At 60.0% G+C, this 13663-nt stretch carries 13 protein-coding genes and 1 pseudogene; 4 read left to right on the forward strand and 10 right to left on the reverse strand.

Translation table 11 applies throughout. The annotated features are described in order from the left end of the window. Positions 1-39 precede the first annotated feature (39 nt). The 10 genes and pseudogenes from AB3G35_RS13885 to AB3G35_RS13930 all read right to left on the reverse strand — a co-directional run bounded on the left by AB3G35_RS13885 (position 40) and on the right by AB3G35_RS13930 (position 8729). Complete coding sequence (locus AB3G35_RS13885) at positions 40-480, reverse strand: EamA family transporter (RefSeq protein WP_369782745.1); 441 nt, start codon at positions 478-480, stop codon at positions 40-42. 63 nt (positions 481-543) lie between these two features. Further along, a pseudogene (locus AB3G35_RS13890) lies at positions 544-1587 on the reverse strand (sensor histidine kinase); the annotation flags it as partial. Next, the gene (locus AB3G35_RS13895) at positions 1563-2117 is read right to left on the reverse strand and encodes a winged helix-turn-helix domain-containing protein (protein WP_106116026.1); all 555 of its coding nucleotides are present in this window, start codon (positions 2115-2117) and stop codon (positions 1563-1565) included. The pseudogene AB3G35_RS13890 and the gene AB3G35_RS13895, both read right to left, overlap by 25 nt. 341 nt (positions 2118-2458) lie before the next feature. Continuing rightward, positions 2459-4555, reverse strand: a complete 2097-nt coding sequence (locus tag AB3G35_RS13900) for a flagellar biosynthesis protein FlhA (RefSeq protein WP_369781638.1) — start codon at positions 4553-4555, stop codon at positions 2459-2461. 2 nt (positions 4556-4557) lie between these two features. Then, on the reverse strand, positions 4558-5688 hold the full coding sequence (gene flhB, locus AB3G35_RS13905; RefSeq protein WP_134048314.1) for a flagellar biosynthesis protein FlhB: 1131 nt from the start codon (positions 5686-5688) through the stop codon (positions 4558-4560). Next, positions 5681-6481: a flagellar biosynthetic protein FliR gene (gene fliR / locus AB3G35_RS13910; protein ID WP_086796918.1), complete on the reverse strand. Its 801-nt coding sequence runs from the start codon at positions 6479-6481 to the stop codon at positions 5681-5683. Before fliR ends, flhB begins: the two co-directional genes overlap by 8 nt. 4 nt (positions 6482-6485) lie before the next feature. Next, entirely contained in the window at positions 6486-6758 is a 273-nt protein-coding gene (locus tag AB3G35_RS13915; RefSeq protein ID WP_086796920.1) for a flagellar biosynthetic protein FliQ, read from the reverse strand. Then, positions 6758-7525, reverse strand: a complete 768-nt coding sequence (gene fliP, locus AB3G35_RS13920) for a flagellar type III secretion system pore protein FliP (RefSeq protein WP_086796922.1) — start codon at positions 7523-7525, stop codon at positions 6758-6760. The genes AB3G35_RS13915 and fliP overlap by 1 nt, the downstream gene beginning before the upstream one ends. After that, positions 7522-7893: a FliM/FliN family flagellar motor switch protein gene (locus AB3G35_RS13925; RefSeq protein WP_086796924.1), complete on the reverse strand. Its 372-nt coding sequence runs from the start codon at positions 7891-7893 to the stop codon at positions 7522-7524. The genes fliP and AB3G35_RS13925 overlap by 4 nt, the downstream gene beginning before the upstream one ends. Then, positions 7890-8729, reverse strand: a complete 840-nt coding sequence (locus AB3G35_RS13930; RefSeq protein WP_340079054.1) for a FliM/FliN family flagellar motor switch protein — start codon at positions 8727-8729, stop codon at positions 7890-7892. The genes AB3G35_RS13925 and AB3G35_RS13930 overlap by 4 nt, the downstream gene beginning before the upstream one ends. A gap of 544 nt (positions 8730-9273) precedes the next feature. On the opposite strand from AB3G35_RS13930, the gene AB3G35_RS13935 reads away from it, so the two are divergent. From AB3G35_RS13935 to AB3G35_RS13950, 4 genes are read left to right on the forward strand one after another with little or no spacing between them, the layout of a single operon-like run. Further along, on the forward strand, positions 9274-10566 hold the full coding sequence (locus tag AB3G35_RS13935) for a sigma-54 dependent transcriptional regulator (protein WP_186350196.1): 1293 nt from the start codon (positions 9274-9276) through the stop codon (positions 10564-10566). 45 nt (positions 10567-10611) lie between these two features. Then, the gene (locus AB3G35_RS13940; RefSeq protein ID WP_086796928.1) at positions 10612-10944 is read left to right on the forward strand and encodes a flagellar hook-basal body complex protein FliE; all 333 of its coding nucleotides are present in this window, start codon (positions 10612-10614) and stop codon (positions 10942-10944) included. A 20-nt stretch (positions 10945-10964) separates the two neighbouring features. Next, positions 10965-12632 carry a flagellar basal-body MS-ring/collar protein FliF gene (gene fliF / locus AB3G35_RS13945; protein ID WP_177413489.1) on the forward strand — a complete coding sequence of 556 codons (1668 nt, stop codon included), beginning with the start codon at positions 10965-10967 and terminating at the stop codon, positions 12630-12632. Next, the gene (locus AB3G35_RS13950; RefSeq protein WP_369781639.1) at positions 12607-13659 is read left to right on the forward strand and encodes a FliG C-terminal domain-containing protein; all 1053 of its coding nucleotides are present in this window, start codon (positions 12607-12609) and stop codon (positions 13657-13659) included. The genes fliF and AB3G35_RS13950 overlap by 26 nt, the downstream gene beginning before the upstream one ends. Positions 13660-13663: the final 4 nt, after the last annotated feature.

Raw genomic sequence — 13663 nt, forward strand, 5'->3', positions numbered from 1 at the left:
GAGGGGGGCAAGCCTGGCGGCTGCCAACGGCAGAACAGCCTAGCGCCGCCACGCCAGCACCACCACGCCCACAGTGATCAGGCCGATCCCGACCCATTGGCGGATGTCGAGCTTCTCGCCCAGAAAGGTCACCCCCAGCACGGCGACAATCACCACGCTAAGCTTGTCCACGGGGGCTACCAGCGACGCCTGGCCCAGTTGCAGAGCCCGGTAATAGCAGATCCACGAGGCTCCTGTGGCCAGCCCCGACAACACCAGAAACAAATAACTGCGTGCCGAAATTGAGCTCAGCGACTGGTACTGGCGCGTGGCATAGAGGATCAACGCCAGGCTCACCAGCACCACCACGGTACGCAGTAAAGTGGCAAAGTCGGAATTGATGCCGGTAATGCCGATCTTGCCGAAAATGGCCGTCATGGCGGCAAACACTGCCGAGAGCAGCGCCCAGAAAATCCAGGATGAAATCAGAGGTGTGCTCATAAGGCCTGCTGCGGTGGTGGTTGGGAATGGCGCAAAGCATACGCCAGCTTTAGCCCCTGGTGCAGGGGACCAGAGTGAAACACACAGCCCGCGCCGGCTGGTTTCATCAGTAAAACCCAGTGCAACCCTGGCGCCGACCCGCTCGGCAATCGCCCTCACGATCGACAGCCCCAGCCCGGAGCCCGTTTCACCCGAGCCCAGGGTACGGTAGAACGGGTCGAACACCCGATCGTGCTCCTCGACGCTGATGCCAGGGCCCGAATCCTTGACCTGCAGGCATACACAGGTGTCGGTCTGTGCCAGGCACAGGTCGATGGTGCCGCCTGCTGGGGTATAGCGGGTGGCATTGTCCACCAGGTTCTTGATCAGGGTGAACAGGTCCATCGGGTTTATCAGCAACTGCACATCTGCGCTATCTTCAACACCGATATCGAGGTGTTTTTGCTCGGCCAGTGGCAGCAAGTCTTCGAGCACCCGCCGGTACACCGCGTGAACCCCAATCCGGGCTTGCGGGCGGGGAACGGCGGCCTGGGCGGCGGCCAGGCTGAGCAACTGATCTATCAACTGACGGCTGCGCTCAATGCCCTGGCACAAGGACAGCAGGCGTTCGCGTGCCGACACCTGCAAGTAGCAGACGGCCAGCCGCTCGGCTTGCAGGGGCAACGCTGTCATGGGCGAGCGCAGCTCCTGGGCCACGGCGATGCGCTCGCCGCGGCTTGTGCTGCGCACCAGGATACGAAAGGCTTCGCCACCGACATCAACCGTGGCCAGGCCATCGACCAGGGTGGCGGGTAAGGGTAGTGGCAGGGTTTCGTCGCCATTGGCCAAGGCCTGGCTGCTGTCAGTCAGGTGCTGGATGATGACCCGGGACTCTTCGTCATCGCCCTTCAGGGCCGGGCCTTCGGGATAGTGCAGGGTCATGTGCTGGCGGTCATACAACATGGCCACCTGGCGCAGGGTGTCGTCCTGCAGTTTGTGGGCCTCGTCGAGAGCCGAAACGAATACGAATGCGCTGGCTGCCACGGCCACCAGCACAATGGTCAATGACAGGGCCACCGACAGCCTGAGCTGGACAGATTCGCTCAGGCGTTTATTGAAACCATCCATCCCAGCCCCCTGACATTCCTGATGACATGGCTGCCCAACTTGCGCCGCAAGGCGTGGATCAGGAACTCGACAGCGTTGCTTTCAACTTCGTTGCCCCAGCCGTACAGGCGCTCTTCGAGTTCACTGCGCGACAGAATCGCCCCGGGCCTTACCAGCAGAGCCTGCAACAGGGCGAATTCATGGCTGGAGAGGGCCACGGCGTGGTGTGCTGCGGCGCTGGCCTGCTTGCACACCAGGTCCAGCGATACCACGCCATTGCCAAGCACGGGCACGGCGCTGCCGCCCAGGCGACGCAGCACCACGTTCAGCCAGTAGAGCCAAGGGGTGCAGGCGCGGGTGCGCAATTGGCAGAACAGCGTTACGGCCAGCAGCATGGCCATGCCGAGGCTGGTGGGGCCGGCGCCGAATCCGGCATCTACGGCCAGATAATCGGCACCTGTTTCGCCCACGGTGGTGGACATGATCTTGATCACCCAGAAGGACAGGGTCACCTCGGGCACTTCGTTCAGCCAGCGGGCTGCGTTGTTCATGGTCTTGACCTCTGCGGTATGGCGCGTTGTGTGGCGCAGGGCAAAGGTACAGCGCAAGACTTAGCCGGGACTGAGCCGGCACGCATCAATGGGGCAGCACATGGGCCAGGCCCAGGGTGGTGCCAGCAGCCCGGGGCTGTTGACCCGCCAGGGTGGCGGGCAGTAGCACTGCGTCACCGAGGAACAACGCGGTTTGTGTGTCGCAGGGCTACTGGTAGAAGACCACGATGCCGGCGTCGCCAGTTGCCGTATGGGCGTCAACGGTGCTGACCAAGGCTGCGGCCAGCTGGGCTTTTTTGAGCAGGGCAAAACGACGGGGAGTCATGGCGTTCGCAGCCTGTTTACCCCAGTGTGCCGATGATATTTACGCTGACGTTCTCCGGGATTTCATTCTGCGACAGCACATGCAGCCCCGGGCTGAAGACCCGCGCATAACGTGCCAGCAACGGGCGCAATTGCGGCATGACGGTGAGCACCGGCGGGTGGCCGTCCTTGCGCAGTTTTTCCTTGACCACCGGCATCGCATTTTGCAGCTGGTTAAGCAGGTTGGGCTCTACGGGAATGTTGTCCAGGCTCACCGGACCTGCCTGCTGGGCAATGCTCAAGGCCCCCAGCAGGGTGTTTTCCAGGGCATTGTCGAGCACGAATACGCTGATTTCATCGCGGCGCCCGCTGATACTCGCCACAATGTTGCGGCGCAAGGCATAGCGCACGTCGGATGCCAGCAGCACCGGGTCCTTGGTGGTCTCGCTGCTTTCGACCAGCGCCGTGGCTACGGTGACGATGTCGCGCACCGAGATGTTCTCCACCAGCAATTGGCGGTACACCCGGTGTTGTTGGGTATACGACAGCTGGCTTCTGAGGTTTTCGGCCAGCTTGGGCGCCAGTTCGGTCAGGCGCTGCATCAGGCTGTCGACGTCATCATGTTTGAAGATGTCCGCCAGGTTGTCGCGAATCACCTTGTTCAGATGCGTGGCGATCACCCCCGCGCAGTCCACCACCTGGTAGCCCAGGTTCAGGGCGCGGCTCTTGTCGGCGGGGTTGATCCACACAACCGGCATCTTGTAGGCCGGGTCGATGCCAAGAATACCGTCCACTTCGCCGTACAGGTCGGCCGAAGGAATGGCCATCAGATGGTCGGCATGGATTTCGGCGCCCTCGATCTGCTCGCCGTTGATATGGATGCTGTAGTGCGCCGCCTTGAGTCGCAGGCTGTCACGGATCTGGATCTCGGGCAGGAGAAAGCCCAGGTTCTCCGAGAGGGTCTGGCGCAGGCCGCGCACGCGCTGGGTCAGGGGGGCGCCCGCGGCCTCATTGACCAGACCCACCAGTTTGTAGCCCAGTGACACCGACAACCGCTCAACATGGGGGATGTCATCCCAGGCCAGGCTGTGGCTGCGCTCGTTGTGCATGGCCATGCTCAATGCGCTGACGGCTTCAAGTTCAGCGGCTTCGGCGGGTGGCTGAAAGCGCGACACACTCCAGGCCACACCGCCGACAATGGCGGCAAACCCGAGGAAGGCCAGATGCGGCATGCCGGGCACCAGGCCCAGTACCAGCAGGATCCCGGCCACGGTGTAGAGCAGTGCAGGCGAGGCCAGCAACTGACGGCGCACCTGAGTGGTGATTTCGGCAGACTCGTTGATCCGCGTCACGATCAGCGCGGCGGCGGTCGACAACAGCAACGCCGGGATCTGTGCCACCAGGCCGTCACCAATGGTCAGCAGGGCAAATTGCTTGAAGGCCAGGCCCGCGGGCAGGTCGTAGACAAACAGGCCGATGGCAAAGCCGCCGAACAGGTTGATCAGCAGGATCAGGATCCCGGCAATCGCGTCACCGCGCACAAACTTCGATGCACCGTCCATTGCCCCGTAAAAATCGGCTTCCTTGGCGATGGTCTGGCGGCGCTGCTTGGCCTGATCCTGGGTGATCAGCCCGGCATTGAGGTCGGCATCAATGGCCATCAGTTTGCCGGGCAGGGCGTCCAGGGTAAAACGCGCCGTCACCTCGGAAATCCGCTCGCCGCCCTTGGTGACCACCATGAAGTTGATAATCATCAGGATCACGAACACGATCATCCCGACAATGAAGTTGCCGCCGATTACCACCTCGCCGAACGACTCGATCACCTTGCCCGCCGCGCCCGTGCCATTGTGGCCCTCAAGCAGCACGATACGGGTCGAGGCGACGTTCAGGGTCAGACGCAGCAGGGTGGTAATCAGGATTACCGTGGGGAACAGCGAGAAGTCCAGCGGGCTTTTGGATGACACGCTGACCATCAGCACCAGCACCGCCATCGCGATATTGAAGGTAAACAGGATATCCAGTAACAAGGGCGGCAACGGCAGGATAATCATGGCCAGGATGGACAGGATAACCAGCGGGATCCCGATCCGGCCGCTGCGCAGCGTCGGGAGGAATGTGTTCAGTACGTTCATGTTTACGCCTTGTTCGCCATGCTTGCAGGTATCGGGAGGTTGTCGGGCAACTGCGGTCTGGCCCGCAAGCCGTTCCTGTATGCCTTGAGTTGCAGGATGTAGGTCAACACATGCGCCACTGCGGCATACAGCGGTGCCGGGATCTGCTGGTTGACCTGGGTGGTAAAGTAAATGGCCCGCGCCAGGGGCGGTATTTCCAGCACTTCGAGTGTGTTTGCAATGGCCAGCTTGCGGATATACAGAGCCATGTCATCGACACCCTTGGCGATCACGAAGGGCGCCTGGGCCTTGTTGGTGTCATATTTGATGGCCACGGCATAGTGCTGCGGGTTGACGATCACGGCATCGGCGTTCTGGATCACCTTGCTGATCTGGCGCTGGGAAATCTGACGCTGGATCTGCTTGATCCGTGCCTTGACCTCGGGGCGGCCTTCCTGGTTCTTGTGTTCTTCCTTGCGCTCCTGTTTGGTCATGCGCAGCTTTTTCAGGAAGAAATAGCGCTGTATTGGTATGTCGATGGCTGCAAACAGCACAAAAATCCCCATCAGCGCGATCAGGATATTGAACGCCATGCTGAAGGCCGTACCAATTGCCGTGGGCAGGCTGGTGCGCTGCAGGGCGATCAGCTGCGGGATGGCGTCGCTGATCAGCAACCAGGCCACGCCAATCAGCACGGCAATCTTGGCCATCGACTTGAACAGCTCAACCCAGTTCTGCTTGGACACGATGCGCCCCAGCCCGGTAATCGGGTTGAGCTTGCTGAATTTAGGGTAAAAGTTCTTGGCCACAAACAACCAGCCCCCCGGGATCAGGGAAAACACCACTACCAGCAGGCTGGTCAGCAGCAGCGGCGCGAGTATTTTCACAAACAGGGCCAGGTTGTGACTGAGGATCAGGCCGAGGTCTTGCTGGGTGATTTCGCTTGCGTGAAAGTTCAGAAACGAAATCCGGAAGCTCTGCTCCAGCCCCTGGTAATAGCTGGAAAACACCATCCGCAGGATCAGCAAGGTGGCAATCAGCGAGACGGTGGTGGCCAGGTCCTTGGAGCGGGTGACCTGGCCGTCTTCACGGCTCTTGCGCAGCTTCTGGGGCGTTGCGTCTTCGGTTTTTTCCTGGGCGCTGTTGTTAGACATCGGGTCCTCCTTCGAGCATCGCAGCGATGTTGTCCAGCAGCTCGCGGGTCAGGTGCAGGTAATTTTCCGGCAGGTTGGGCAGGGTCATGTAGATGCACAGCAGCCCCACCAGGATGGTGATCGGGAAGCCCAGGGAAAACAGGTTCATTGACGGCGAAATACGGTTGAGCAGGCCAAAGCAGAACTGCACCAGTACCACGCAGAACACCATCGGCAGGGTCAGCAGCACAGCGGCGCTGAATACCCAGGCAATGGCCTGCATGAACGCCGTGTAGCTCTGGTAGTTGAGGCCGCTTCCGACCGGCCAGTGGCTGAAACTCTTGAACAGCACACTGAGGGTCAGCAGGTGGCCGTCGATGGACAAAAACAGGAATACCAGCAGCACGAAATACAGCTGATAGACGATAGAAGACGACGACACGCCGTTTACCGGGTCGTTGTAGCGCGCCATTGTCATGCCCATCTGCGCCGAGACCACTTCGCCGACCACACTGAACACGGTGAAGACCAGTTGCAGGCACAACCCCAGGATCAGGCCGAACGCGATCTGTTCCAGTGCCAGCAAGGCGCCTTCAGCCGACAACGGGTTGACCTGCGGCATCGGGGGCAGGGCGCCGCTAATGGCGGCCGTGACCACCAGAGCGAGCAACACCCGGAGTTTTTTCGACATGGCCTTGTGATTGAACAGCGGGGCCATGCTGAACACCGCCAGCAGCCGGCAAAACGGCCACCAGTAGCCTTGCAGTGTGTGCAGGTACTGGCTGGCCTGCAGCAGGGGTTCGGTCGCGTTCATCGATTCAGCCCACCAGGGCCCCGGCCATCTTGAAGGTTTCGATAAACAGGTCGCTAAGTTTGCGCAGGATCCAGTGGCCACCGAACATCAGCATGCCCAGGGTAATCAGCAACCGCGGCAAAAAGCTGAGCATCTGTTCGTTGATCTGTGTTGCTGCCTGGAACACGCTGACCAGCAGGCCGCCCAGCAGGCTGGGCACTACCAGCACGCAGACAATCAGCGCGGTGATCTGTACCGCTTGGCCCACCAGGCCGACGGCGATTTCCGGGGTCATCATCACGCACCTCCGAAGGGCTGGACACTGCTGGCCAGGGTGCCCATCAACAAGGCCCAGCCGTCCACCAGCACAAACACCATCAGCTTGAAGGGCAGCGATATCATCATGGGTGACAGCATCATCATGCCCATTGCCATCAGCACACTGGCCACCACCAGATCAATCACCAGAAACGGCAGGAAGATCATGAAACCAAGCTGGAACGCGGCCTTGACTTCGCTGAGCACGAAAGCCGGCAGCAGCAGGGAGAAGTCCAGTTCCTTGAGGTCCTCGGGCATTGTTTCGTTGGCCAGGCCCACCATTGTCTCCAGCGAGGCCTTGTTGGTTTGCGCCAGCATAAAGCCGCTGATGCTCTTCTTGGCCACGTCCAGGCCCTGGTCCATCGTGATCTGGTCGTTCTGGAACGGCTGGTAGGCATCGTGGTAGATCTCCTGCCATACCGGGCGCATCACCAGCATGGTCAGGCACAAAGCAATGCCGATCAGGATCTGGTTGGGCGGGCTCTGTTGCAGGCCCAGAGCCTGGCGCAGGATAGCCAGGACAATGATGAAGCGGGTAAAGCTGGTCATCATCATCAGCATGGCCGGCAGAAACCCCAGCAGCGTCATCATCACCAGGATTTGCAGCTTGATGCTCAGTTGCTGGCCATTTTCACCGTCAGTAAGGTTCAGCAATGAGATTTCGCCATTGGCCGCCCAGGCGCATTGCGGCACCAGGATCATGAGCAGCACCAAAAGGGCAAAGCCGATCGGTTTGATCAATCTCATAGCGCCAGGTCACTCAGGCTGGAGCCGCTGAGTTCGACGATGCGCAAGCCATAGTTACCATGCACCACGACCACTTCGGCCTTGGCAAACAGGGCGCCGTTGACCTTGACGTCCAGTGGCGCACCAGCCAGTTTGTCCAGGGCAATGACACTGCTGGTGTCAACGTCCATCAGTTCGCGCAGGGATATTTCCGTGGAGGCCACCTCCAGGGTGACGGTGACCGGGATTTTGCCGAAGAACTTCAGGTCTTGTTGTGGCAGGGGGGCGGCCGCCGGGGCGTTGGCAGGCATGTCGCTGTCGTCGTCAAAGGCCGGCAGGGTGTCATTGAGCAGATTGTCGAAATCGGAATCGGAGATGGAGTTGTTCATGGGTTGTTGACACTGTCGAGAGAAGTTAAGAACAAGGCGCCGTCATCTTCGGAGATGGCTCCGTGAAACAATTTTTGTTGTTTGATATGCACTTCGCAGCGCTCCAGCAGGCGCACCATCAGGATCTCGCCCACCTGCAGCGCGAGCACGCAAGCCAGGGGCATTTGTGCCCGTGCCAGGATGCAGTCGAGGCGTACCGGCAACCCGACGATGTCATGCCCGCCGCCCTCGGCCTGGGGCGCGAGCGAGTCCTCGCTGAGGCGGCGAGTCAGCTCATCGACGGCGTGTGCATCCAGGTAGAGGAACACCGACGACTCCAGATGGGTGGCGGTGCTGCAGAACACGAACTCGATGCTGTAGGCCCAGTGAATTTCTTCGTAGGTGCTCACCGTGCTGTCGACAGTGCCCAGTGCAATGTTGCCCATCAGGATGCGCGCGCAAATAGTCGAAATATCGACACCCAGGCGGGTGCGCATGCGATCTTCCGAAGAACTGATCGGCGGCTCGTCCTGAGCCGGTCGGGCGCTGCCGCCGTAGTAACTTTCCAGCAACTCGCTCAACAAGGGGCGGTCGATACTGAAACCGATTTTGCCAATGGCGGTGCTATACCGGCATTGCGGAGCGGGGTGGCGCGCTTCCAGCACAATAACTTCACGCAGGTCACTGTTGATTCGATAGTGACTTAAAAAATAATCGCTGATCGCCCGAGGGTATTTGCCCGCCAGCTTTTTAATATAAACAGGTACTTTGTGATAATAGCGCCCCAATTTTTCGGGCTTTAAAAACAACAGTCCGTCTGCCGGTACCTGATGTTGAACTTTTCTATAACGGGTCATAGTTGAAAAGTTGTTCCTGAAAGTTGTAGCGCGCATCCTTTGGTGTCTCGTACCTGACCGTCGGGCAGGTGATTCGTGTCCTGGAATCGAGGAGCAGGCATCCGCTGCCTGCCAAGGCCGAGTAGCGTGTGGCCGGTCCCTTTGGCTGTCAGCGAGTATAGGAATGTGTGTGCAAATACCTAAATCAAAAACTGTCAAATCGCGGTTTGATAACGATCAGCACGATTTGATTGTTAATGATTTCAGTTTTTTCGCGCCCTTGCCTACAGTTCGAGCCGTCACAGGAACGTGAGTCTTCGCCGGTTGCCCGGGATGCAGCCAACAACCGAAACGAACACGCTCAGGTATCGCCCTGGGCTACCCGCTCAGGTGCATCGGCAACCCGCGAGTGGCCAACAGCAACAGGCGATCAAAACCGCAGGTATACAGGGTGAAACCGGTTATTAATTCGTATAGTCAGGCAGGCACTGCACCATTTGAAACTCGTATTGAACAGGCCCCCGTTATTGTTGTGGGCACTGCAGACAACAAGGGTTTTTCAATATTGGTAGACAGTTTGTCCGGGCAGCGCTGCGAGGTGATCTGCGTTGAGCATCATGGGCAGTTATATGACCATGTACTTGAACAGGCCACGCTGGTGTTTGTGTTGGTCAGCGGTTTTTCCGTTCAACTGTTGAATGCTGAAACTGAAGCGCTGATCCGCCGCGCTCCGCATATCAGCGTGATTCCGGTGGTGGAATACGCCGAGCAGGAACGGGCCACGGCGCTGCTGGAGAGAGGCTGTGTGGATTACCTGCTGGCGCCGTTCAGCAGCACCCAGATCAAGGCATTGCTGCAGCGCCATGCCGCAGCCGCCAGTGCTCAGGAAAGTTTTGTTTCCTGCTCTGCCGCCGGGCGTCGTCTGCTGGCAATGGCCCAAAGGGTGGCCGTGACCCGTGCGCCGATTCTGATTACCGGTGAAACGGGCACTGGCAAAGAGATGATGGCGCGCTATATCCATCGTTTTGCCTCGGGGGACAATGCCCCGTTTATAGCGGTCAACTGTGCCGCCATCCCTGAGCAGATGCTTGAGTCGCTGCTGTTCGGCCACGAGCGCGGGGCCTTCACCGGGGCGGTGACGGCCCAGTGCGGCAAGTTTGAAATGGCCAACGGCGGCACCCTGCTGCTGGATGAGATCGGCGAGTTGCCGCTGGGCTTGCAGGCCAAGCTGTTGCGCGTGCTGCAGGAGCAGCGCGTAGAACGCCTGGGCGGGCACAAGGAGATCGCCCTGGACGTGCGCATCATTGCCGCGACCAACCGTGACCTGAGCGAGGAGGTAGCCCAGGGGCGTTTTCGCTCGGACCTGATGTTCCGCCTGGATGTGCTGCCCCTGCATATCTGCCCGCTGCGCGAGCGCCAGGATGACGTGCTGGCGCTGGCGCGGCGTTTTATCAGCCGCTATGCGCCCCAGGAAGATGCCGAGCACCTGCTGACCGAACAGGCCTGCCAGGCCCTGTTGCAGCACGACTGGCCGGGCAATGTGCGCGAACTGGAGAACACCCTGCAACGTGCGCTGATCCTGCGCAAGGGGCTGTTTATCCAGCCCCAGGACCTGGGCCTGGCATTCGCGGCTGCGCCTGTCGGTGCGCCGCGGCTGCCGGACCTCGATGCCGGTGACGGCAAGGCGGCCTTGCGTGCTACCGGCAAGTGGGCCGAATACCAGCATGTGCTGGACACCATCCGCAAATTCGACGGCCATAAAAGCAAGGCGGCGCAAAGCCTGGGCATGACTCCCCGAGCCTTGCGTTATCGATTGAGTGCCATGCGCGAGCAGGGCATATCGATGCCGGCTTTCTGATTTTATACCTTCAACCGATAGGCCAACCCCAGTGGAACATAACCTATGAGCTCGATTTTGAGTGTCCAGCAAAACCTGTTGGGCCAGATGGAACAGGCCAAGAGCCTGGCGCAAGGCCCGATGATTCAACCTGCCGCGGTATTCGATCAGAGCGTTGGCGGCGGCATCGGTGCTGCCTTCGAACAGGCCATGCGTGCAGTCGATACCCAGCAGCATGTGGCAAGCAAGGCGATGGCCGACGTTGACAGCGGCAAGAGCGATAACCTGGCCGGCGCGATGATTGAAAGCCAGAAAGCCAGTGTCGCGTTCAGTGCCTTGCTGCAAGTACGCAACAAATTGACCACGGCATTTGATGACGTGATGAGAATGCCGTTGTAATCGACGAGTGAGTGCTGAACGTGCTGCAAACAATCAACGATAAACTCAAGACGTTGCTGGGCGGAGTCAAGCTTGACCCGCGTCTGGGGCTGGGGCTGATGGCCGCTCTGGCTGGCCTGCTGGCCATTGGCGTGGTGTTTTACCTGTGGCGTGATCAAGGCGCCATGCGTTCGCTGTACGGTGCCGGGGAAGCGTACCCGGCGGCGGAAGTGATGCAGGTGCTCGATGCCGACAAAATCGCTTACCAGCTGCATCCCCAGAGCGGCCAGATCCTGGTGCGTGAGGCCGACCTGGGCCGCGCTCGCATGCTGCTCAGCGCCAAGGGTGTGCAGGTGGCCGTACCCGCCGGGTATGACCTGTTCGACAAGGATGAGCCGCTAGGCACCAGCCAGTTTGTCCAGGATGTGCGCCTCAAGCGTAGCCTGGAAGGCGAACTGGCCCGCACCATCATGGCCCTCAAGGGCATCGACAATGCCCGGGTACACCTGGCAATGCAGGAAAGCAGCTCCTTTGTGGTCAGCAACCGGGAGCCGGCCAAGGCCTCGGTGATGTTGCAGATGAGCCCCGGGGCACGGCTGCAGCCCGAGCAGGTGGGGGCCATCGTCAATCTGCTGGCCAACAGCGTGCCCAAGTTGCAAGCCAAGGACGTCAGCGTGGTCGACCAGTACGGGGCGCTGTTGTCCCGCGGGCTCAACATGGACGGCGCCCCGGCGCAAAGCTGGCAGTTGGTCGAGGAATACCAGCAAAAAGCATCGAGCAATGTCGAGCAGGTGCTGGCGCCCATCCTGGGCCACGGCAACTACCGCATAAGCGTCACCGCCGATATCGATTTCAGCCAGAAAGAAGAGACCGTACAAGCCTTTGGCGACACCCCACGCCTGCGCAATGAGGTGCTGCAGGATGAAAGTGTGCTGGACCAACTGGCGCTGGGAGTCCCCGGTTCACTGAGCAACCGGCCGCCCACTGCTGCCCAGGCCCAGCCTGCAGCAGAGGCGCGGGCCAATACGGCGGACAAGGGGGCTACCTCGGTCCGCAAGGAGTCCACCCGCAAGTTGGATTACGACCAGAGTGTCACTCACGTCAAATACTCACCGTTCAGCCTGCGCAGCCAGAGCATTGCCGTGGTCTTGAACGGTACGGCCGAGCCCGACGGGGGCTGGCCGCCGCAAGCGCGTACCGATCTTGAAACCATGCTCAAGAGCGCAGTGGGGTTCAACAGCAGTCGCGGTGATGTCCTGACCCTGAGTGTCTTCCCGTTTGCCGCCGCCGACATGACGGTCGAACAGGCATTGTGGTGGCAGGACGACAAGCTGCATCAACTGGTCAAGATCGCACTGTTCGGCTTGATCAGCCTGTTACTGCTGCTGATGGTGGTACGCCCGGCACTGGGTCGCCTGCTGGGTCGCAAGGAGCCGGTGCTGCTCCCTGAAGTGCAGGGCAGCGGTGAGTTGCATCAGGACAGCGCCATGCTGTCCCAGCAGATGCTCAAGGGCATTGATAGCAGCAACTTCGCAACCATGCTGGGCGAATCCAACCCGTTGTCAGAAATTTGCCTGCCGGCACCGGGCTCAGGGCTTGAGCTGCAAATCGAGCATTTGCAAATGTTGGCAAAAAACGACCCCGAACGTGTGTCGGAAGTGATTAAGCAGTGGATAGGCCGCAATGAAACCAATGTCAACCCAGCCTGATGTCATGCAGATATTGAACGCCCGCAACTCATTGAATCGCAACATGACGTCTCTTGAGCAGGCTTCGATCCTGATGTTGAGCATGGGCGACAGCGTCTCGGCGGGGGTGCTGCGGCATTTTTCCCGTGAAGAGATTGTCATTATCAGCCAGGCGATGGCGCGCTTGAGCAACGTCAAGCAGCCGATGGTGGGTGAAGTCATCAGCCGTTTCTTTGATGACTACAAGGAGCAAAGCAGCATCAAGGGTGCCTCGCGCAGTTACCTGTCGGGCATGTTGGGCAAGGCGCTGGGCAGCGACATTACCCGTAGCTTGCTGGACAGCATCTATGGCGAGGAAATCCGCGCCAAGATGGTCAAGCTCGAATGGGTCGACCCCAAGCAGTTTGCCTCGCTGATCGCCAAGGAACACGCGCAGATGCAGGCGGTGTTTCTCGCCTTCCTGCCGCCGGGCATGGCCAGCGAAGTGCTGGAAAGCATGCCCGCCTGGCGCCAGGACGAGTTGTTGTACCGCATTGCCAACCTTAACGAGATCAACGGTGAAGTCATCAAGGAACTGGAGCAACTGATCGATCGCAGCCTGTCGGTGCTGTCGACCCAGGGCTCGCAGGTGCGCGGGGTCAAGCAGGCGGCCGATATCATGAACCGCTTCAAGGGTGACCGCGACCAGATGTTCGAACTGTTGCGTGCCCATGACACGTCCTTGGTGGAGCGCATCGAGGATGAGATGTATGACTTCTTTATCCTCTCGCGTCAGAGCCAGGAAGTGTTGTCGGCCCTGCTCGAAGCCATTCCGCTGAGCGAGTGGGTGGTGGCCCTCAAGGGCGCAGAGCCGGCGCTGGTGAAGGCGATCCAGGGGGCGATGCCGCGTCGACAGATGCAGCAGATGGAAGCACAGAACCGTCGACAGGGCCCGGTGCCCATCAGCCGGGTCGAGCAGGTGCGCAAGGAGATCATGGCGGTGGTGCGCGAGATGGCGACCGAAGGTGGCCTCGCGGTGCAACTGTTCCGTGAACAGACCGTAGAGTAAGGGG

The organism is Pseudomonas sp. WC2401 (genome assembly GCF_041200115.1).
Lineage (GTDB): Bacteria > Pseudomonadota > Gammaproteobacteria > Pseudomonadales > Pseudomonadaceae > Aquipseudomonas > Aquipseudomonas fragi.